The sequence below is a fragment of the Glutamicibacter halophytocola genome (genome assembly GCF_001302565.1).
Classification (GTDB): domain Bacteria; phylum Actinomycetota; class Actinomycetes; order Actinomycetales; family Micrococcaceae; genus Glutamicibacter; species Glutamicibacter halophytocola.
Window position 1 is genome coordinate 582785 of sequence record NZ_CP012750.1, and the last position, 19405, is coordinate 602189.

Sequence of the window (19405 nt, forward strand, 5' to 3'; positions counted from 1 at the left end):
AAAAGTATACGGCATGAACCCCGAATGAAAGGAATTGGGCCCCATGAGCCAAACAATGAATGCCTACATCTACAACGCTGGTGGCGGGCCAGAAGTTATTGAACTTACCGAACGGCAAATCCCTGCTGCCGGCCCCGGGGAAGTACTAGTCAAGGTCGAAGCTTTTGGTTTGAATCGGGCAGACGTCCAACAGCGAAAGGGCGTGTATCCACCTCCTCCAGGTGCCAGCGACATTCCAGGGCTGGAAGTATCCGGAAGCATTGCCGCGGTTGGTGCCGGGGTGACCGAGTGGAGCATTGGAACCCGCGTAGCGGCCCTGCTGGCCGGAGGCGGCTATGCGCAGTACGTCAACGTGCCGGCCGAACTGCTCATCAGAATCCCCGATGAACTCTCCAGCGTGGAAGCCGCCGCGCTGCCAGAAGTTTCCGCAACGGTAGTCTCCAATCTGTTCATCGAGGGCGGGCTGCAAGAAGGCCAGGCAATCTTGATTCACGGTGGCGCTGGCGGCATCGGTTCCATGGCGATTCAACTGGCCAAGGCGGCCGGCGCACGGGTGATTGTCACGGCGTCATCGGCCCAGAAGCTTGCGTACTGCCAGCAGCTGGGAGCTGATGAGGGCATCAACTACCGAGAAGAGGATTTTGAGCAGCGCGTCAAGGAACTGACCGATGGACAGGGAGTGAACCTGATCCTTGACGTTATCGGAGCCAAGTACCTGCAGAGCAACATCAATGCGCTCGCCGTGGATGGGCGTTTGGTAGTTATTGGCCTGCAGGGAGGAACGAAAGCTGAACTGAATCTGGGCGTGATGCTCGGAAAGCGGGCGCGGGTGATCGCCACGACTCTCCGGTCCAGGCCGCTGGAGCAGAAGAGCGAGATCATCAAGCAGGCCGTCGCACGAGTGATGCCGTTGGTCGATGAGGGCAAACTGTCCATCAACGTGTCCAAAGTCTTCGAATTTTCCGATCTGACTAGTGCTCATGAGTATTTTGATTCAGGTGAGCACACGGGAAAGATCGTCGTGAGGGTTTAGCCGGAAATGTTTCAGGCGCGTAAAGTGACACAGTAGCCTTAATCACGTGACCGATCTTATAGGGGCCGGTCGCGCACATCACTTGTCACGCCCTGAGGAGGATGCTCACCTTGAGTGCCCAAAATACGCTGCCCCCGGCCGGCGTTGATCCTGAAGTCGCCCAACGCGAAGAAAAGCGTTGGACGCCTTTGCGGATCGCCGTCTGGATTGCCATCGCCCTGATTGGTGGCATTGCCTGGTCTTTCCTTGCCTTTTCGCGAGGAGAAACCATCAATGCGATTTGGTTTGTCTTCGCGGCCGTGGCCACGTACCTGATCGCCTACCGGTTCTACTCGAAGTTCATCGAACGCAAGATCGTCAAGCCCGATGATTTCCGCGCAACCCCGGCAGAGTCGGTGAACAACGGGCGCGACTTCGTGCCCACCGACCGCCGTGTGCTCTTCGGGCACCACTTCGCGGCTATCGCCGGTGCCGGCCCGCTGGTTGGCCCGATTCTGGCAGCCCAGATGGGCTACCTGCCGGGAACGATCTGGATTATTGTCGGTGTAGTTTTGGCCGGCGCAGTCCAGGACTACCTGGTGATGTTCTTCTCGATGCGCCGTGGCGGGCGTTCGCTGGGCCAGATGGCCCGCGAGGAACTCGGCTTGATCGGCGGCACCGCCGCCCTGATCGCCACGCTGACCATCATGATCATCATTACTGCCATCCTGGCACTAGTTGTGGTCAACGCCTTGGGCGAATCCGCATGGGGCGTGTACTCGGTGGGCCTGACCATTCCGATCGCCTTGTTCATGGGCATTTACCTTCGCTTCATCCGCCCGGGCAAGGTTCTGGAAATCTCCATCATCGGCTTTGTCCTGTTGATGTTCGCGATCATCTCAGGGCGCTGGATCGCCGAATCGCCGTGGGGTGCTGAATTCTTCCACCTGGATCGCACCACCATTGCCTGGGCCATCATCATCTACGGCATCATCGCCGCCGTTCTTCCGGTCTGGCTGTTGCTGGCTCCGCGTGATTACCTGTCCACGTTCATGAAGATCGGCGTCATCGGCCTGCTGGCCGTAGCCATCATTATTGTGCGCCCGGAAATCACGGTTCCTGCGTTCTCCGAGTTCGCCGGGCGCGCCGATGGCCCGGTGGTTTCCGGGCATATCTTCCCGTTCCTCTTCGTGACCATTGCCTGTGGCGCGCTCTCGGGCTTCCATGCACTGATCTCCTCGGGCACCACCCCGAAGCTGGTTGAAAAGGAGAAGCAGACCCGCTTCCTGGGCTACGGGGGCATGCTGATGGAATCCATGGTGGCCATCATGGCGCTGGTTGCAGCGATCTCGATTGACCGTGGCGTGTACTTTGCCATGAACTCGTCGGCGGCAGCTACCGGCGGCACCGTGGAAACCGCGGTAGCGTTTGTGAACTCGCTGGGCCTTGCCGGCGTGAATCTGGAACCGAATACCCTCACCGAGCTGGCGGCCAACGTGGGCGAGACCAGTGTGGTTTCGCGCACCGGTGGCGCGCCGACCCTGGCTGTGGGCATCGCCCACATCATGCACCAATGGTTCGGCGGCACCGCGATGATGGGCTTCTGGTACCACTTCGCCATCATGTTCGAGGCACTGTTCATCCTCACCGCAGTTGACGCTGGCACCCGCGTGGCCCGCTTCATGCTTCAGGACACCATCGGCAACTTCTTCCCGAAGTTCAAGGACACCTCATGGCGTCCCGGGGTGTGGATTTGCACCCTGGTCATGGTGGCTGGATGGGGATACATCCTCATCCTGGGCGTGACCGACCCGCTCGGCGGCATCAACACCTTCTTCCCGCTCTTCGGCATTGCCAACCAGCTGTTGGCGGCAATCGCCTTGGCCGTGGTGATGACGATCATCGCCAAGCGGAACAACTTCAAATACCTGTGGGTTGTCGCGCTGCCGCTGGCCTTCACCGTGGTGGTCACCTTCGTCGCCAGCTGGCAGAAGATCTTCTCAACCAATGCCAAGGTCGGCTATTTCGCCAACCATAATGCCTACAAGGAGGCGCTGGCCAACGGCGAAACTTCCCTCGGTTCGGCCAAGACAGTTGAAGCGATGGAAGCCGTGGTCCGCAATACCGGAGTTCAGGGTTGGCTGTCGGTGCTCTTCTTGCTGCTGACCGCGGTGGTGATTGTCACCGCTGTCATGGCGACCATCAAGGCCAAGAAGAACGGTGGCGGAAACGATACAGAGGATCCCGCTGTTCCTTCCAAGATGTACGCACCCTCGGGGCTGATTTCCACTCCTGCCGAAAAGCAGCTGGAGAAGGAATGGAAGCAGGTTCCGGCGGCATCACAAATTCAGCGTGGCGGCCACTAGCCATGTCTTCGCTGATGGAACGCCTCTCGCAGGCCAAGAAGTTTGTGGACGGTGTGCTGGGAGCGGATAAATACCAGCACTATCTGGAACACCAAGCCCGCACCCATCCGGACCAGAAACCGATGAGTGAACGGGAATTCTGGAAGGACTACACCGACTGGCAAGAGAAGAATCCCGAAGGGCGTTGCTGCTAGAAGCATCAATAACCGGTCCTGGACCCGCCGCACCTGCGGCAGGCTCCGGGACCGGTTTCGTTTTGTGTCGTGCTCGAGGTCTAAGCGGTGCCTGGTCACCGGTAGGCTAGAGCTATCGATCCTTGTACATCACCGGCAAAGAAGTGTCATGGCGTTCTTTTCACGACTTCGCGCTGAGCGCGCAGCCACTCGCGAACTTGGCGAGGGCGTCTGGCGCCGCGCCCACGACCGCTTCCAGCGGTCCCTGGATCGCGTCTTCCAGGTGGTCGAAGGCATCGCCGATGACCAGGTGTATAACCTGCTGGTGAAGGAAGCCAACGAGATGGCGGATCTGTTGCCCGCGGTGCGTCAGCTTTGCTGCATGGCCCACCGGATCACGCCGAGCAACGACGAGCATATTCCGCAATCCACCGCAGGGGTGCACCGCAGCCTCACCAAGTCGGCCAACGACCTTGCGACCACCGCACAGGTCATTGCAATGATGCGGATGCAGGCTGAAGCGGGGGAGCCGATCGATATTGAATCGGTCCGCCATCGCGCGCAGCTGGTCAAGGAAGACGTTGGCCGGGCCATGCAGCTGCTCGCTGACAGCGAATAATTGACTTTTCCCGATCAGTTGCGTGGTGGTCCTAGAAATCGGGGCAAGCCGTGCACTAAATTGGTTGCATGACCCAAACAATACCCACAAGTAAGTTCCTCGACGGAAACACCATTGACCAGCTGGGTTACGGCGTCTGGCAGGTCAAGGACGACGAAGCGGAAGTAGCTGTTGGCAAGGCGCTGAAGGCTGGCTACCGCCACATCGACACCGCAAAGATCTACGGCAATGAGGCTGGCGTCGGCCGCGCAGTTGCCGCAAGCGGCATTGCCCGTGAAGACCTCTTCATCACCACCAAGGTCTGGAACGCGGACCAGGGCTATGAGAAGACCATCGCAGCTGCCCAGGCATCGCTGGAGCGCCTTGGCTTGGACTATGTCGACCTGTACCTTATCCACTGGCTGCAGCCGAAGCGCGGCACCTACGTGGACACCTGGAAGGCGCTGATCCAGCTGCAGAAGGACGGCAAAGCGAAGTCCATCGGCGTCTGCAACTTCACCGTAGAAGCCCTTGAAGAGCTCTACACCGAAACCGGTGTGCGCCCGGTGATCAACCAGGTGGAAACCCACCCGTACTTTCCGCAGGCCGAACTGCGCGCCTACGAAGCGGAACACGGCATCCTGCATGAGTCGTGGTCGCCACTGGGCCAGGGCGGGGACCTGCTCAAGGACCCAGTGCTCGAAGGCATCGCCAAGAAGCATGGCGCCTCGGTGGCACAGGTTGTCATCGCCTGGCATCTGGCCCTGGGCAACGTCGTGATCCCGAAGTCCGTGACCGATGCGCGCATCGTCGAGAACTTCGAATCCCTGAAGGTAGCCCTTGACGCTGAAGATATCGAAGCGATCGCTACCCTGGATCGTGGACCCGAAGGGCGCATCGCGGCTGACCCCGCTACTGCCGACTTCGAATAGGTCATTAAGCCTGCGCACGGCCCCTCGGATTTCCAAGAATTCGAGGGGCCGTTGCGCTCCCGATAACCGGCAATCCATGAGGAGACTTCGCCATGCACAAGCTCATCGTCCTATATCCAGAACCAGTTGATCGCGACGCCTTTATCAAATACTACGAAGAGACCCACTTGCCGCTCGCGGCAAAGCTTCCAGGGCTTCGTGCGTGGCGCTACTCGACCGGGATTTCCCCGGACGCGCAAGGCCAGGCAGCTGGGTACTTCGCGATTTTCGAGGCCGAGTTCAGCGATGTTGAAGCCTTCCGCACTGCGATGGGCTCACCCGAGGGTCAAGCTGTCGCCGCTGACGTTCCCAACTACGCTACCGGGGGAGCAATAACACTCGACTATGAAATCACCGGTGGAAGCTAAGGGCCGGCAATGCGAAAAACCCCGGAATCATGCAACACATGATTCCGGGGTTTTTCTTCACAACCGAGCCCCCTGCCGGATTTGAACCGGCGACCTGCTCTTTACGAGGGAGCTGCTCTACCCCTGAGCTAAGGAGGCCTGTACCTGCAAACAGGCACCACGTCACTTTATCCGAGGAATTGTCTGATCGTCAAAACGAGGAAGACATGAACGCCCCGCTCAGCACTGTGTATCCGGTGCCGGGGCCTTCCCGTCAATCAGGTAGCCATCGACCGCTTCGGTGATGCAGTCATTGGAACGGCCGTAGGCAGTGTGCCCATGCCCTTGGTAGGTCAATAGCGTGGCGTTATCCAACTGCTTGGCCAGCGACTGCGACCACTGGTACGGGGTTGCAGGATCCGAGGTCGTACCAACGACGAGGATCTCGCTGGAACCCTTGGCGTCCAGCGCTCCAGCCTTGCCAGTGGGCTTGTGATCCCATGCGTCACAGGCGATCTCGCCGTAGGACAGATACTTGCCCAGCGTCGGAGCTACGCGCATCAGCTCGGTGGCTTCCTTCCCCATTGCCTCAGCATCGGCATTCATTGGCCGATCCAAGCAATTGATGGCAGCAAACGCATCGCTGGAATTCGAGCCGTAAGTTCCATCGGCCTGCCGATCGGCGGCGAGGTCGGCAAATCCGAGAATGGCATCGACGTTCCCGTCATTCACCGCTGATGCCATGGCCTGGGTCAGGTACGGCCAATTTGAATTGTCGTACAGCGGCAAGATGAAGCCGTTGACAAAATCGATGATTGGCACGGTGCGGCCATCGCTGGAGGTCATGGGCTCGTTCTCGACCTGGGCGAAGAACTGCTGCAACTGCACCTTGGCGGATTCCACCGTTCCGCTGAAAGGGCAGCCTTCGGATTCAACGCACTGGGCCAGCCAAGCTTCAATCTCGTGCTCAAAACCAACGGCCTGCGCCTTGGTCAGGTCAGCGGCCTGGCTTTTTGGATCCATGGCTCCATCAAGGACAAAGCGACCCACCTTGTGCGGGAACAGGTCCGCATAGGTTGCCCCGAGGAAGGTTCCGTAGGAGAACCCGAGATAGTCCAATTGCTTGTCCCCGAGCACCGCGCGGATGACATCCATGTCCTTGGCAGCCGAGACCGTATCAACGTGGCCCAAGAGTTTCCCGGTGTTGGCCGCGCAATCGGCCGCGTAGTGCTCGGTTTCCTCGACGATCTGTTCTTGATCTTCAGGCAACCAGGCGCGCAGGTTCTCCTGCCTTCCTTCGTCGGTCTCGGCATCGCTCTGGCAAGTGATCGGGGTGCTTTCACCCACGCCACGCGGGTCAAAGCCGATCACGTTGTAGGCCTTTTGCAAGTCTGCACTGAACATGGCTTGCACCGAAGATTCGACCATATCCAGCCCAGAACCACCGGGACCGCCAGGATTCACGAGCAGGTTTCGGCTGGCTCCCTCGGAAACACGCCGGTTCAGTGCAAGGTCGATGCTGTCACCGGTTGGGTCTGCATAGTCCAGCGGCACCTTGATCGTGGCGCATTCAATAACATCGCCGCATTTCTCCCAATCGATCTGCTGGGAGTAGTAGCTCTCCAGTCCTTGCGGGGCTTCGACGCTGCTGGCGCTCGGAGTGGCGTCGGTCCCTTCGGAGTCAGGGAGCGTCGATCCAGCGGAGCAACTGGTCAGCCCGGCAAAGGCCAGCAGGGTCGCCACCGCAATTAAACGCAGTTTGGATGAGCGTACAGGCACGTTGAGTGTCTCCTTGCGTTGGTTAGCGGCGACCCGGGTTCGGAAGGAGTCGAGTCATCAATGCTTCCAAAGCCATGAGCTGATTGACGTTGGCGGCCAAGCGGCTTCTCGTCTGGTTGATGGCGTCCAACTGGGCCAACGATTTTTCTTTGCTCTGGCCTTGTGAATAAGCTTCGAGCTTCTCGCGCAAATGCTCGTTGATCAGCTCGATCCCGGTTCCCAGCTGAAGGCTCAAGACATCACGGAAAAACGTGGTCAAGTCGGTTAAAGTCCGGTCCAAGGCATCAAAGCTGGCACGTCGCGCGAATCGCTTCGCATCCTCTTCCAAGGCCTTGAACTGGCCGCGCAACCCAGGAGGAATGGTTTCTTCAGGGCCGAGGCCATTGGCATGGCGCAGCTGTTCGGTCTTCTTCTGCAGATCGGTGCCGGTGATGTTCTCCGCGCGTTCCGTGGCCAACTTGGAGATTTCCGCGGCGGCCGCCATGGCCTGGGGCAAAGTGGTGGTGCGCAGTGGCAGGGTAACAACCTTTTCACGCTGGATTCGTGCCTGCTCATCGCGGGCCAGCAGCCGGGCCACGCCAATATGCGACTGCGAGACTCGGGCAGCGAAGAGGGCCTGCTGCGGATCAAGGCCGTCGCGGCGCACCAAGAGGTCCGCCACGTCTGCGGTGGAGGGCACCGAAAGATTCACCGCGCGGCAACGAGAGCGGATGGTGACCAAGACGTCGGCCGGGGAGGGAGCGCAGAGGATCCAGATCATCCGCGCTGGCGGTTCCTCGATGGCCTTGAGCAGCACATTGGTGCTGCGTTCAGACATGCGGTCCGCGTCTTCAATGATGATGATGCGCCAACGCCCGGTGCTGGCGCTTTCCTGCGCACGGGTGATCAGGTGGCGGACATCGGCAATCTGGTATTCGAATTTGTCGGTGGAGACAAAGGATACGTCCGGGTGCGAGGAAGCGAGCACCAGCTTGCAGTTCTCGCACTCGCCACAGCCGGCTGGGCTGGTGGTGCACTGCAAGGCTGCCGCAAAGGCGCGGGCCGCCGTAGTTCGCCCCGAGCCAGGAGGGCCGGTGACCAGCCACGCATGGGTTGGATTGCCGCGGTCGACCTCGGCGCACAGCGTATCGATGACGCGCTGCTGGCCAGCCAGATCGCCAAAGACCGGGCGGCTCACAGCAGTCCAGCCAGGTGTGTGGTGACAGCGTGGTGCAGGTCTTCGACGCTGCTGTTGGCATCCAGGACGAGATAGCGGTCCGGCTCCAGGGAAGCCAGTTCCAGGAAGGCCTGGCGGATGCGTTCGTGGAAATCGTCGGGTTCTGCTTCCAGCCGGTCGGCCGCTTCCACACCGCCACCAGCAGCGATGCGCCGGGCTCGGCCATCGGCTGCAGAGATGTCCAAGATGATCGTGGCATCTGGCTTCAACCCGTTCGTGGCGAAATGGTTGATCCCTGCGACCGACTCAATTCCCAGGGCGCGTCCGATTCCCTGATAAGCCAGTGAGGAATCAACGAAGCGGTCACAAATGACATGGGTGCCAGCGGCCAAAGCCGGGGTGATGACCTGCTGGACGTGGGCGGCCCGGGCTGCGGAGTAGATCAGGGCTTCGGTGCGTGAATCGATATCGCCATGGCCGTGTTCAAGTACCAGCGAACGCAGTGCCTCGCTGATTTGGGTTCCGCCTGGCTCGCGGGTGGTAATGACCTTGGACCCACGTGTTTCCAGCCATTGCTGGGCGAGGGCGACCTGCGTGGACTTGCCTGCGCCGTCGCCGCCTTCAAAGACTATGAACAAGCCTGGGGCCGGCGCGCTCGATTCGTTATTCACCCCTCTAGCCTATCCAAGGAGCCGGCAAAACATCTGCGCAACCCCTGGGCCGTGCGCAACTAATCGCCCAGTGTGGTGGATTCGTCAGATGAAATGTAGTGAAATCCATCCAACGCTGTGCGGCGGCTGCGCGTAAAGTTTTTTCCATGAACTCCAGCAGCACGCCATCAGCTCCGCGCCCCGAGTGGGATCCGAAGACCCTTGTCGTTGCAGGTGGCCGTCCGGCCCATGCCATCGATGCACCGGTGAACCATCCGGTGACCTTCACCTCGACCTATCACTCCCATGGGCAAGCCGCTGCCGATGAACGCGTTTATGCGCGCTTCTCCAATCCGACCTGGGACCCATTTGAAGAGGTCTTGGGCCAGCTGGAAGTTGCCGCGTTGCCGGCGCTGGTATTCTCCTCGGGCATGGCTGCCATTGCTGCAGCGTTGAGCTTGGTTCCCGCCGGTGGCGTGCTGGTAATGCCAAGGCATTCCTATAACGGTTCGCTGGCCCTGAGCTCGGAATTGCAAGCTGCCGGCCGGCTGAGCATTCGCCCGGTGGATATTGCCGACACCGATGAAGTGATCGCCGCCTTGCAGGGTGCTGACGTGCTGTGGGTGGAATCGCCGACCAACCCGATGCTGGAGGTCGCAGACCTGCCAGTGCTGCTGGCAGAAGCCCAGGCCCGCGGCGTGCTGAGCATCGTGGACAACACCTTCGCCACCCCGTTGCTGCAGCGTCCATTGGCTTCGGGAGCCGACGTAGTGGTGCACTCTGTCACCAAGTACCTCTCAGGGCACTCCGATGTCATCATGGGCGCGCTGGTGACCAGCGATGAGTCGCTGCGCCAGAAGCTGCATGGCTACCGGACCTTGCATGGCGCCATCGCCTCCCCGATGGATACCTTCCTGGCCTTGCGTGGTGTACGCACCATGGCGGTGCGCATCGATCGTTCGCAGAGCAACAGCCAGGTGCTGGCACAGCGCCTGGCCGAACACCCCAAGGTGCAGGCGGTGCGCTACCCCGGCCTGGCACAGGATCCAGGACATGAGCGCGCTGCGCAGCTGATGGACGGCTTCGGTTCGGTGATCGCCTTCCAAGCGGGGCAGAGCGCCGAGCACGCCGACCAGGTTGTCGCTGCCTTCAACCTCATTACCGGAGCGACATCCCTGGGAGGGGTGGAAACCTTGGCCGAGCGCCGGGCACGCCATGCGTCGGAGCCGCAGACCGTTCCCGAGAACCTGATCCGCCTCTCGGTCGGGATTGAAGATGTCGAGGACTTGTGGTCGGATCTGAAGCAGGCGCTGGAACAGCTCTAGCGCGTGGCAGTACCAAAAAATTCCAACGCCCATAGGTAGAGTGAAGATATGTCCATGATGTATGTTGCCCACCTGATCGAGTACTACTTGATGCTGGCTCTGAGCGTGATCATTCTGGTGCTCGCGGTCTGGGCGGTAATTGACTGCTTGCGCCATGGTGCACAGCGCTTTGCGCAGGAAGGCAAGCGCACCAAAGGCTTTTGGACCGGCCTGACGGCTGCCAGTGCCGTTGTCTCGTTGCTGGGCATCCTCAGCGGGGGTGGAATCGGCTTCTTGCAGTTGATTGGTGCCTGCATTGCCTGTGTCTACCTGGCCGATGTGAAACCAGCAGTCAGCGGCTGGTACAACTACTAGGCCCCGGCAAAGAACATGAATCTTTTGATGACCCGCACTCTCCTGCAGATGGAGGGGCGGGTCTTCTCAATTAATGAACACTCCTTAACTTTGGCGCGTCTGCGCTGGAGCATTGGATAGGATGGATTACATGAGTCACACTTTGATCTTGCTTCGCCACGGGCAGAGCGAATGGAATGAAAAGAATCTGTTCACCGGCTGGTACGACGTATCGCTGACCGAACAGGGCCGTGCTGAAGCATCACGCGGCGGCCAGTTGCTGGCAGAAGCCGGATACAAGCCAGAGGTGCTGCATACCTCGCTGTTGACCCGTGCGATTGTCACCGCCAACCTGGCCTTGGAGGCCGCAGGCCGCTCGTGGATCCCAGTGAACCGCGACTGGCGCCTGAACGAACGCCACTACGGCGCGCTGCAGGGCAAGGACAAGGCGCAGACCTTGGCCGAGTTCGGCGAAGAGCAGTTCATGGAATGGCGCCGCAGCTACGACACCCCGCCACCAGCCCTGGACGACGCTTCGGAATTCAGCCAGATCAACGACGAGCGCTACGCCGCCCTGGGCGATTCCGCACCACGCACCGAGTGCCTCAAGGACGTGCTCGACCGCATGCTTCCCTACTGGGAAAACAACATCAAGGCAGATTTGTCCGCAGGCAAGACCGTTATGGTCACCGCCCACGGCAATTCGCTGCGTGCATTGGTCAAGCACCTTGACGGCATCAGCGATGAAGACATCGCCAACCTGAACATCCCAACCGGCATCCCGCTGGTCTATGAGCTGGACGACAATTTCCAGCCGATCACCGCCGGCGGAACCTACTTGGATCCTGCAGCTGCGGCCGACGCCATCAAGGCTGTCGCAAACCAGGGACGCAAGTAAGACCCACTATTCGGCGGTACCAGAACCCCAGGCCTTGAGCTTGGAAATGCTGGTGCCGCCGTTTCGGCTTTAAGCGCGAATATGGGCCGGCTATATGGCTGTGAGCGAAACTACTGCGCACGATTGTATTTTTGGCATTAGTATGCTGTAATCTCCTATTTCGAATAGGCTCAATGGCTCACGTTAGGAATGCAATTCGTGGCAACTGATTACGATGAAGTCCGCCCAGACGTTGCTGAGGCACGTAAGGCTTCTCTGGATGCGGTTAAGTCCGCAAACGCACCGGACGCCAAGTCCGTCGTGCGCGAGCTCGACGAAGCCGATCACACTGATGGTATGGATCTGCCAGGTGCAGATTTGTCCAACGAGGAACTGACGGTTACCGTCATTCCACAGAAAGACGACGAGTTCATCTGTGGCTCGTGCTTCTTGATTCGCCACCGCTCACAGCTGGTTCGCGAAGAAGGCAATGTAGGTTTCTGCGTAGAGTGCGAAGGCTAAAACCCGCTTTACGCTGGCGCTATTAGTGCGTCGAAAATTTCTAGGGCAACCCGCCAATTGGCGGGTTGCCCTTCGCCTTAACGGCTCATGGCGCACATGGCCAAAAAAGTAGTGCCTGCTGCCGGAGTTCTCCGGCAACAGGCACTACGTCAAGAATTCAGCACGCGCTCACTGGCTCAGGCGTCGGACGGGTCCCACTCGCCGGTAACCAGGTAGGTCACCTTGCGTGCTACCGAAACACCATGATCGCCGAAACGCTCCAGATAGCGGCTGGTCAATGAAACATCAACGGTAGTCGGTGCCGAAGCATCCCAATCCGCTTCCGCAATTCGCGCAAACACGCTGGAGTGCAGGCGATCGACTTCGTGGTTCAATTCAATAATTTCCGCGGCAATCTTCAGATCGCGGGTATCGAGCAGGCGGGCTACCGCCTGGGCAATCTGGATATCGATCCTGGCCATTTCAGAAAAGGTTGCCGAGATCCTTTCTGGAATTGCCGGCTGCGGGAAACGCAGGCGGGCTAGCTGCGCCAGGTGGCGTGCGAGGTCGCCCATGCGTTCCAGGGAAGCACTCATGCGCAGCGAACCGACGATCATGCGCAGATCGCTGGCCACGGGGCCCTGGAGTGCCAGGGTGTCGATGGCTCGTTCATCCAGCTGGTTCTGCAGGAAATCAATTTTCGCGTCCGCCGCGATAACTTCCTGGGCTAGCTCCACATCGGCATTCGCCAATGAATCCCACGCGCGATCCATTGCGGTCGCGACCTGGTTGGCCATCTCAATAAGTTCTTCGCCAATTTGTTGTAGATCTGCCTGAAAAACCTTACGCACAGCAGTTCCTTTCGAGTGTCGGTTCCCATGCCAGCGGGTTCCCTGTCTTCGCAGCGAACCACCCCAAACAGATTTATGGCATGGTGGAGGGTCTTACTCCAGCCTGTCAGCGGGTGATTAACGAATATGCCACGAAACGTGAACGTTTGGTGAACAGCGCGCCGATTTGGCCGTTTTCGCGTCATTTAGGAACGAAGGAACCCAGCGGGGAAGCTAGGCTAAAAGGGTGAACGATGTGATCTCGACTCTGATAGCCGGTGTCCTCGGTCTGGCCTTGGGCATCGTTGGCGTGATCGCTTTCAGGATGTCGCAGCGCCGGACCGCCCGACTGCCGCAGGTTGACGAGCCCCTGCTCCCTGAAGGTGCAGCCGCTGTCCTGTCCGTCATCGGACGCGCCTTCGTGATCCTCGATGATGTCGACGGCGTGGTGCGGGCCAATCCGGCTTCCTATGCCTACGGGCTGGTTCGTGGGCATACGCTCGTGCACAACGAACTGCTGGCCCTGGTGCGCCAGGTCCGGGCGGACGGCGTGATCGCTGAAAGCCAGTACGAATTGCAACGCTCAACGCTCGGCGCCGGCCAGCTGATTGTGCACGTGCGTGTTGCGCCGCTGGGTGATGAGTATATTCTGCTGCTGGCCGATGACCGCACCGAGATCACGCGCACCGAAGCCATGCGCAATGACTTCGTGGCCAACGTGTCCCACGAATTGAAAACACCCGTCGGTGCGATCTCCTTGCTGGCCGAGGCCATTACCGAAGCCGCCGACGATCCGACAGCTGTGCGCCGCTTCTCCACCCGGATGGACAAGGAATCGCGGCGGCTTGCCGCGCTGGTCCAGGACATTATCGAGCTCTCCCGGCTGCAAGCCAGCGATGCCATTGTGCAGGGCAGGGAAGTGAACATCCACAACGTGGTGGCCGAAGCGGTGGACCGCAGCCACTTGCTTGCCGAGGAAAAGGGCATCAGCATCACCGTGGGCGGACATCTGGAGGAACCGATCCTGGGCGATCCCGACCTGCTGATGACCGCTGTGCGCAACCTCATCGATAACGCGATCCGCTACTCGCCGGCGAACACGAAGGTGGGCGTGGGGATCCGCCAGCGTGATGGCTACGCGCAGATTTCGGTCACCGACCAGGGGCCGGGCATTTCACCCGAAGAGCAAGAACGCGTCTTCGAGCGCTTCTACCGGGTGGACTCGGCACGCTCGCGGCAAACCGGTGGCACCGGACTGGGGCTGAGCATTGTCAAGCACGTGCTGGCCAACCACGGTGGCGAAGTATCCCTGTGGTCGCAGCCCGGCCAAGGCTCCACTTTTACCCTAAGACTTCCCCTAGCGGATGAAGAACGGACGGGCACCGATGGTGCCGCCGACGAGATGATGAAGGAACGAGCGGTCGAGGCTAGAACCTCCGATCGCGAAGGAGGACGACGATGACCCGCATATTGATCGTAGAGGATGAGGAATCGCTCTCTGACCCGCTGTCTTTCCTGCTGGAGCGCGAAGGTTTTGAAGTACGGATCGCCGAGGACGGGCTGGTTGCCGTCACCGAGTTCGAACGCCACGGCGCCGATCTGGTGCTCTTGGACCTGATGCTGCCGGGCCAGCCGGGCACCGAGGTGATTCGCCAGATCCGACTCAATAGCCAGGTCCCGGTCATCATGCTCACCGCCAAGGATTCGGAAATCGACAAGGTGGTTGGCCTGGAGCTGGGCGCCGACGACTATGTCACCAAGCCCTACTCATCGCGCGAGTTGCTGGCCCGCATCCGTGCCGTCTTGCGCCGCCAGGGCGAGGGCGAGGAGCTCATCAGCAATGTGGTCACCGCCGGCCCGGTGCGCATGGACGTTGAACGCCACATGGTCTCGGTCGACAATACCGAGGTGTCCATGCCGCTCAAGGAGTTCGAACTGCTTGAGATGCTCTTGCGCAATGCCGGCCGAGTGCTCACTCGCGGCCAGCTGATCGACCGCGTCTGGGGCAGCGACTATGTGGGGGATACCAAGACCCTCGATGTTCACGTCAAGCGCCTGCGCTCGAAGATTGAACCCGACCCGGCCACGCCAGAGCACTTGGTGACCGTGCGCGGCTTGGGCTACAAGTTCGTGGTGTAGCCGGCAACAATACTTAAACGACAGGGAGCCTGGGAACGAATCAAAGGATTCGCTCCCAGGCTCCCTGTTCTGCTGAGCCCTAGTGGCCCGAAGTCGAGTGGCTCTCGGTCTTCTTCAGGTGGTCGGTGACCGAGTCATCGGATCCGCCTGGTACGAAGTCGCGGTATTCAGCCAAGGTGCCGTCTACGACTGGAACGCTGAAGTCCACGGTCTCACCAGATGCGGTGAAAGCGGTCTCTGCGTGCTCGCCGGCTGCAATGTTCAGGCCGGAGATGACCTTCTGGTTTGCGTCGTCTTCCAGCTTGACGCTTTCGTCGGCTGGAACCGAGATGGTTACCGGCTGGGTGCTGGCTGCCTTGACGGTCAGGGTCAGCGAGGAATCGCTATCATTGACAACGGTGCCGATCAGGCGCGCCTTGGAGCCGTCGCTGTTGGTAACGAACATCAGGTTGCGGACCTGTGCGTCGGCAACGTCGACATGCACGCCATCGCTGGCAGCGTAGTCGGTGTTGGTGGACTGCTCGTTGATGGCGCCACAGCTGGTGACACCGAATGCCAGGGCAGCCACAGCGAGGGACGCGGCAATGCGGCGTCCAGCGGTCATGCGTGCGGTGATCACGACACTAACTCCTCGGTGAGAATAATGAGTTGCTTCGGTTCGAGGCTATCTGCCTGGCTGCGCCCAGAGCAGGGGCAACCCAAGATTTAGACCACGATTACCTCTAAGCCTAGCTGTTTTTAACGCAAAGACGCGATTTAGCGACGTGCAACACACGCTTTTCGACAAGTGGTAGAGAACCGGGAAAGGGATGAAGAGGTATAAAACCCTGTTCAGCGTACTTTCTTCTTACCATGTTTCTCTTGCGAATGGAAGAGGCGATTCCGCGTGAATTCGCGGTTATATGGGGCACAAACGAGGGATCGTTGATGGTAAACATGTTAGACTAGTTTGTGGGAAAGGGGTTTATCCACATGGTTTTTGAGGTTGGCGAGACTGTTGTCTACCCGCACCACGGCGCCGCAATGATCGAAGAGATCAAGATGCGCAAGATCAAGGGCGAAGAGAAAATGTATCTCAAGCTCAAGGTGGCTCAGGGCGATTTGACCATCGAAGTTCCTGCAGAGAACGTTGATCTGGTTGGCGTGCGTGACGTGGTAGGTCAGGAAGGCTTGGACCATGTGTTCGATGTCCTTCGTGCTGAATTTACTGAAGAGCCGACCAACTGGTCGCGCCGCTACAAGGCAAACGTCGAGAAGCTGGCTTCCGGCGATGTCATCAAGGTTGCCGAGGTCGTGCGTGACCTTTGGCGCCGAGAAAATGATCGTGGTCTGTCGGCTGGCGAAAAGCGCATGCTGGCCAAGGCCCGTCAGGTTTTGATCAGCGAATTGGCTTTGGCCAAGGACCTGGATGAGACCAAGGCCGAGGGCCTGTTGGATGAGGTCTTGGCTTCGGCCTAGGCAAAACTCCCGATTGCATCTTGCCGTGGAGCGCTATAAAGCGTTTCACGGCTGTTGCCGTTAAAAGCCCAATCACTTGCCGATGAACACGATAAGCTGGGCGCTGTGAAGCAAACCCCATCGCATTCTTCGAGCCTGATCCTGGTTGCTGCCGGAATGGGCACGCGGCTCGGCGCCGGAATCCCCAAAGCACTGGTCCAGGTGGCCGGCAAAACTTTGGTGGAGCACGCCATCGACCGAATCCTCCAGGTCAAGCGGATCACCGAAATCATCGTGGTCACACCCGCTGGCGACCACCGCATGGCCGAAGCGCTAGCCGCCTTTGGTTCCATGCTGCGCACCGTGCCCGGCGGAAGCAGCCGCGCCGATTCTGTACGCCGCGGGCTCGAAGCGGTCAATCCCGGGGCCTCGGCCATCTTGGTTCATGACGCCGCCCGCGCCTTTGCCCCCGCAGAGCTTTACGACCGGGTCCTCGATGCCCTGGACCAGGGGCAAGCCAATGCGGTCATCCCCGCGCTGCCGGTAACCGACACGATCTCAGTCGTGGAGCCGGGAGGCGCGGCGGGTGCTGAATTCATCGATCACACACCGCCGCGATCCACCCTGCGCGCGGTGCAAACTCCGCAGGGATTCAACGCAGCGGTGCTGCGCCAGGCCCATGCCCAGCTCGACCACTGCACCGAAGCCGAACTGGAAAAAGTTACCGATGACGCTTCGATCGTGAGCGCGCAGGGAGAAAAGGTGCAGGTCGTCGCCGGAGCGCAGCAGGCGCTGAAGGTCACGCACCCCGAGGACCTGGAGACCGCCAACCAGCTGGCCACCGACCAGAACAGCTCCGCCAACACTGCCAGGGAAACAATGATTCTGCCACGCATCGGCAACGGCATCGACGTCCACGCCGTCAGCCAGGACCCCGCCCGGCCAATGTGGCTGGCTGGCCTGCACTTCCCGGACGATGTTGGCCTTTCGGGGCATTCGGACGGCGACGCGGTGGCCCATGCTGCCTGCGATGCGCTCTTTAGCGCTGCCGGGATCGGCGATCTGGGAACCCACTTTGGGGTGGACCGGCCGGAATTCTCCGGGGCCAGCGGTGTGAGCCTGCTTGCAGAAGCGGCCCGCCTGGTTCGCGAGGCAGGGTTCGAAATCGGGAATGTCGCCGTGCAGTTTGTGGGACGGCGCCCGCGCTTCTCGGCCCGCCGCGAAGAGGCCAGCCAGGTGCTCAGCGATGCGATAGGCGCCCCAGTCAGCGTCATCGCAACCACCAGCGATGGCCTGGGGTACGAGGGCGAAGGCACCGGAATTACCGCCTACGCCACCGCCCTGGTCTTCCCCCGGCAGCGGTGAGCGCGCAGGCCCGGCGAATGCCCAGATCAGCGAGCGCATCACAAGTGAAGTACAAAGGCCGTGTCCATCGGATAACCTTAAAGGCGTGAGCCTGCGATTCTATGACACCAAAACAGCATCTGTACGCGACTTCCAGCCGCTAGCCGAAGGCGAAGTCAAGCTGTACTACTGCGGCGCCACCGTACAGGGCATGCCGCATGTAGGCCATGTGCGCAGCGCCATCGTTTTCGATGTCCTGGTTCGCTGGCTGGAATACCGCGGGTTTGCGGTCACCACGGTACGCAACGTGACCGATATCGATGACAAGATCCTGGAGAAGTCCGCCAACTCCTTTACCGCAGATTTCGAGGCCGACAAGCACTACAAGCCGCGCGAAGAATGGTTTGCCCTGGCCTACCGCTTCGAGCAGGAATTCGCCCGCGCCTATGAAGCGCTCGGTGTACGCCGGCCGACCTATGAGCCGCGCGCTACCGGGCACATCACCGAAATGCATGAGCTGATCTCGGAGCTGATCGAGCGAGGCCACGCTTACCCGGCCGCCGATGGCTCCGGCGATGTGTACTTCGACGTGCGCTCGTACGAGCAGTACGGTGCCTTGACCCGGCAGAAGATCGAGGACATGCAGGACGCCGCGGACTCCGATCCGCGAGGCAAAAAGGACGCCCGCGACTTCGCCCTGTGGAAGGGGCACAAGGAATCCGATCCGGGCACCGCTTCCTGGCCAAGCCCATGGGGCCGCGGCCGCCCGGGCTGGCACCTTGAGTGCTCGGCGATGGCCGGCAAATACCTGGGCAGCGAGTTCGACATCCACGGTGGCGGACTGGACCTGCGTTTCCCGCATCACGAAAACGAGATGGCGCAGTCCAATGCGGCCGGCCACGGGTTCGCCAACTTCTGGATGCACAATGGCATGGTCACCTACGAGGGCGAGAAGATGTCCAAGTCCATTGGCAACACCATTTCCCCCGAGGAAATGCTCGCCCTGGCCGACGCCCGAGTGGTGCGCTACTTCCTGGGCCAGGCCCAGTACCGCTCCATGCTGGACTACCGTCCGGACTCGCTGACCGAAGCCGGTGCCGCGGTGGAACGCATCGACACCTTCATCTCCAACGCCCGCTACCGTTTGGGTGCCGCGGCAGATTCGATCGTTGCCACGCAGGTGCCGGAGGCATTCGCCAGTGCGATGGATGACGACCTGAACGTCCCGATGGCCCTGGCGGCGTTGCACGAAACCGTGCGCCACGGCAATGCCTCGCTGGACAAGCACGACGACGCAGCCACGGCCACCGCACTGGGCCAGGTTTTGGCGATGACCCGGGTCCTCGGACTGGACGATGCCGGCAATCAGCAGAATTCCAAGGCAACTGCCGAGCACGATGTCCTGGATCAGCTGATCCAGGCGCAGCTGGCTGAACGCGCCCAGGCGCGAGCCGCCAAGGACTGGGCCCGCTCGGATGCGATCCGCGATGCCTTGGCCGCCGCTGGAATCACGGTGCTCGACTCGGCCGACGGCGCCCGCTGGACACTGAACAACTAGCCGACCTAG

General features: G+C 60.4%; 20 protein-coding genes and 1 tRNA gene. 15 read left to right on the forward strand and 6 right to left on the reverse strand.

Features of this window, described 5'->3' with window-relative positions:
• Positions 1–55 precede the first annotated feature (55 nt).
• From AOZ07_RS02665 to AOZ07_RS02690, 6 genes are all read left to right on the forward strand, one after another.
• The gene (locus AOZ07_RS02665) at positions 56–1033 is read left to right on the forward strand and encodes an NAD(P)H-quinone oxidoreductase (protein ID WP_060700593.1); all 978 of its coding nucleotides are present in this window, start codon (positions 56–58) and stop codon (positions 1031–1033) included.
• A 101-nt stretch (positions 1034–1134) separates the two neighbouring features.
• Complete coding sequence (locus AOZ07_RS02670; RefSeq protein ID WP_060700594.1) at positions 1135–3378, forward strand: carbon starvation CstA family protein; 2244 nt, start codon at positions 1135–1137, stop codon at positions 3376–3378.
• A 2-nt stretch (positions 3379–3380) separates the two neighbouring features.
• On the forward strand, positions 3381–3572 hold the full coding sequence (locus AOZ07_RS02675; RefSeq protein WP_060700595.1) for a YbdD/YjiX family protein: 192 nt from the start codon (positions 3381–3383) through the stop codon (positions 3570–3572).
• 148 nt (positions 3573–3720) lie between these two features.
• Positions 3721–4170 carry a hypothetical protein gene (locus tag AOZ07_RS02680; RefSeq protein ID WP_060700596.1) on the forward strand — a complete coding sequence of 150 codons (450 nt, stop codon included), beginning with the start codon at positions 3721–3723 and terminating at the stop codon, positions 4168–4170.
• Positions 4171–4238: 68 nt separating this feature from the next.
• A complete protein-coding gene (locus AOZ07_RS02685) occupies positions 4239–5081 on the forward strand; it encodes an aldo/keto reductase (RefSeq protein ID WP_060700597.1) in 843 nt (280 codons plus the stop codon).
• Between the two features lie 92 nt (positions 5082–5173).
• Complete coding sequence (locus AOZ07_RS02690) at positions 5174–5488, forward strand: EthD family reductase (RefSeq protein WP_060700598.1); 315 nt, start codon at positions 5174–5176, stop codon at positions 5486–5488.
• A gap of 66 nt (positions 5489–5554) precedes the next feature.
• Here AOZ07_RS02690 and AOZ07_RS02695 read toward each other — a convergent pair.
• The 4 genes from AOZ07_RS02695 to tmk form a co-directional block, all read right to left on the reverse strand.
• Positions 5555–5626: transfer RNA gene (locus tag AOZ07_RS02695), tRNA-Thr, on the reverse strand.
• An 81-nt stretch (positions 5627–5707) separates the two neighbouring features.
• On the reverse strand, positions 5708–7246 hold the full coding sequence (locus tag AOZ07_RS02700) for an alpha/beta hydrolase (RefSeq protein ID WP_060700599.1): 1539 nt from the start codon (positions 7244–7246) through the stop codon (positions 5708–5710).
• 22 nt (positions 7247–7268) lie between these two features.
• Positions 7269–8423 (reverse strand): DNA polymerase III subunit delta', encoded by a 1155-nt coding sequence (locus AOZ07_RS02705; RefSeq protein WP_060700600.1) that lies wholly within the window; start codon positions 8421–8423, stop codon positions 7269–7271.
• Entirely contained in the window at positions 8420–9073 is a 654-nt protein-coding gene (gene tmk / locus AOZ07_RS02710; RefSeq protein WP_060700601.1) for a dTMP kinase, read from the reverse strand. The genes AOZ07_RS02705 and tmk overlap by 4 nt, the downstream gene beginning before the upstream one ends.
• 146 nt (positions 9074–9219) lie before the next feature.
• On the opposite strand from tmk, the gene AOZ07_RS02715 reads away from it, so the two are divergent.
• The 4 genes from AOZ07_RS02715 (at position 9220) to AOZ07_RS02730 (ending at position 12109) form a co-directional block, all read left to right on the forward strand.
• Complete coding sequence (locus AOZ07_RS02715) at positions 9220–10377, forward strand: trans-sulfuration enzyme family protein (RefSeq protein ID WP_060703271.1); 1158 nt, start codon at positions 9220–9222, stop codon at positions 10375–10377.
• 48 nt (positions 10378–10425) lie between these two features.
• Positions 10426–10731, forward strand: a complete 306-nt coding sequence (locus AOZ07_RS02720; RefSeq protein ID WP_060700602.1) for a DUF2516 family protein — start codon at positions 10426–10428, stop codon at positions 10729–10731.
• Between the two features lie 130 nt (positions 10732–10861).
• A complete protein-coding gene (locus AOZ07_RS02725; protein WP_060703272.1) occupies positions 10862–11608 on the forward strand; it encodes a phosphoglyceromutase in 747 nt (248 codons plus the stop codon).
• A gap of 198 nt (positions 11609–11806) precedes the next feature.
• Positions 11807–12109 (forward strand): DUF4193 domain-containing protein, encoded by a 303-nt coding sequence (locus AOZ07_RS02730; RefSeq protein WP_022877094.1) that lies wholly within the window; start codon positions 11807–11809, stop codon positions 12107–12109.
• Between the two features lie 176 nt (positions 12110–12285).
• Here AOZ07_RS02730 and phoU read toward each other — a convergent pair whose 3' ends face one another.
• Positions 12286–12939, reverse strand: coding sequence for a phosphate signaling complex protein PhoU (phoU, locus tag AOZ07_RS02735; RefSeq protein ID WP_060700603.1), 654 nt, complete (start codon positions 12937–12939; stop codon positions 12286–12288).
• Between the two features lie 235 nt (positions 12940–13174).
• On the opposite strand from phoU, the gene AOZ07_RS02740 reads away from it, so the two are divergent.
• Both AOZ07_RS02740 and AOZ07_RS02745 read left to right on the forward strand, forming a co-directional pair.
• Complete coding sequence (locus AOZ07_RS02740; RefSeq protein ID WP_060703273.1) at positions 13175–14380, forward strand: sensor histidine kinase; 1206 nt, start codon at positions 13175–13177, stop codon at positions 14378–14380.
• The gene (locus AOZ07_RS02745) at positions 14377–15057 is read left to right on the forward strand and encodes a response regulator transcription factor (RefSeq protein ID WP_060700604.1); all 681 of its coding nucleotides are present in this window, start codon (positions 14377–14379) and stop codon (positions 15055–15057) included. Before AOZ07_RS02740 ends, AOZ07_RS02745 begins: the two co-directional genes overlap by 4 nt.
• Positions 15058–15136: 79 nt before the next feature.
• Here the strand turns inward: AOZ07_RS02745 and AOZ07_RS02750 are convergent, their stop codons facing one another.
• A complete protein-coding gene (locus AOZ07_RS02750) occupies positions 15137–15676 on the reverse strand; it encodes a hypothetical protein (protein WP_060700605.1) in 540 nt (179 codons plus the stop codon).
• A 353-nt stretch (positions 15677–16029) separates the two neighbouring features.
• Between AOZ07_RS02750 and AOZ07_RS02755 the strand changes: the two genes are divergently transcribed.
• From AOZ07_RS02755 to cysS, 3 genes are all read left to right on the forward strand, one after another.
• Positions 16030–16515 (forward strand): CarD family transcriptional regulator, encoded by a 486-nt coding sequence (locus AOZ07_RS02755; RefSeq protein ID WP_022877089.1) that lies wholly within the window; start codon positions 16030–16032, stop codon positions 16513–16515.
• Positions 16516–16620: 105 nt separating this feature from the next.
• Positions 16621–17859: a bifunctional 2-C-methyl-D-erythritol 4-phosphate cytidylyltransferase/2-C-methyl-D-erythritol 2,4-cyclodiphosphate synthase gene (locus AOZ07_RS02760; protein ID WP_075972400.1), complete on the forward strand. Its 1239-nt coding sequence runs from the start codon at positions 16621–16623 to the stop codon at positions 17857–17859.
• An 85-nt stretch (positions 17860–17944) separates the two neighbouring features.
• Complete coding sequence (gene cysS, locus AOZ07_RS02765) at positions 17945–19396, forward strand: cysteine--tRNA ligase (protein WP_060700606.1); 1452 nt, start codon at positions 17945–17947, stop codon at positions 19394–19396.
• The last annotated feature ends 9 nt before the right edge of the window (positions 19397–19405 follow it).

Bases quoted from the DNA above. Each gene is read 5' to 3' on its own strand.
- AOZ07_RS02665 (WP_060700593.1), top strand. From the start codon at position 56: ATGAATGCCTACATCTACAACGCTGGTGGCGGGCCAGAAGTTATTGAA.
- AOZ07_RS02670 (WP_060700594.1), top strand. From the start codon at position 1,135: ATGCTCACCTTGAGTGCCCAAAATACGCTGCCCCCGGCCGGCGTTGAT.
- AOZ07_RS02675 (WP_060700595.1), top strand. From the start codon at position 3,381: ATGTCTTCGCTGATGGAACGCCTCTCGCAGGCCAAGAAGTTTGTGGAC.
- AOZ07_RS02680 (WP_060700596.1), top strand. From the start codon at position 3,721: ATGGCGTTCTTTTCACGACTTCGCGCTGAGCGCGCAGCCACTCGCGAA.
- AOZ07_RS02685 (WP_060700597.1), top strand. From the start codon at position 4,239: ATGACCCAAACAATACCCACAAGTAAGTTCCTCGACGGAAACACCATT.
- AOZ07_RS02690 (WP_060700598.1), top strand. From the start codon at position 5,174: ATGCACAAGCTCATCGTCCTATATCCAGAACCAGTTGATCGCGACGCC.
- AOZ07_RS02715 (WP_060703271.1), top strand. From the start codon at position 9,220: ATGAACTCCAGCAGCACGCCATCAGCTCCGCGCCCCGAGTGGGATCCG.
- AOZ07_RS02720 (WP_060700602.1), top strand. From the start codon at position 10,426: ATGTCCATGATGTATGTTGCCCACCTGATCGAGTACTACTTGATGCTG.
- AOZ07_RS02725 (WP_060703272.1), top strand. From the start codon at position 10,862: ATGAGTCACACTTTGATCTTGCTTCGCCACGGGCAGAGCGAATGGAAT.
- AOZ07_RS02745 (WP_060700604.1), top strand. From the start codon at position 14,377: ATGACCCGCATATTGATCGTAGAGGATGAGGAATCGCTCTCTGACCCG.
- AOZ07_RS02755 (WP_022877089.1), top strand. From the start codon at position 16,030: ATGGTTTTTGAGGTTGGCGAGACTGTTGTCTACCCGCACCACGGCGCC.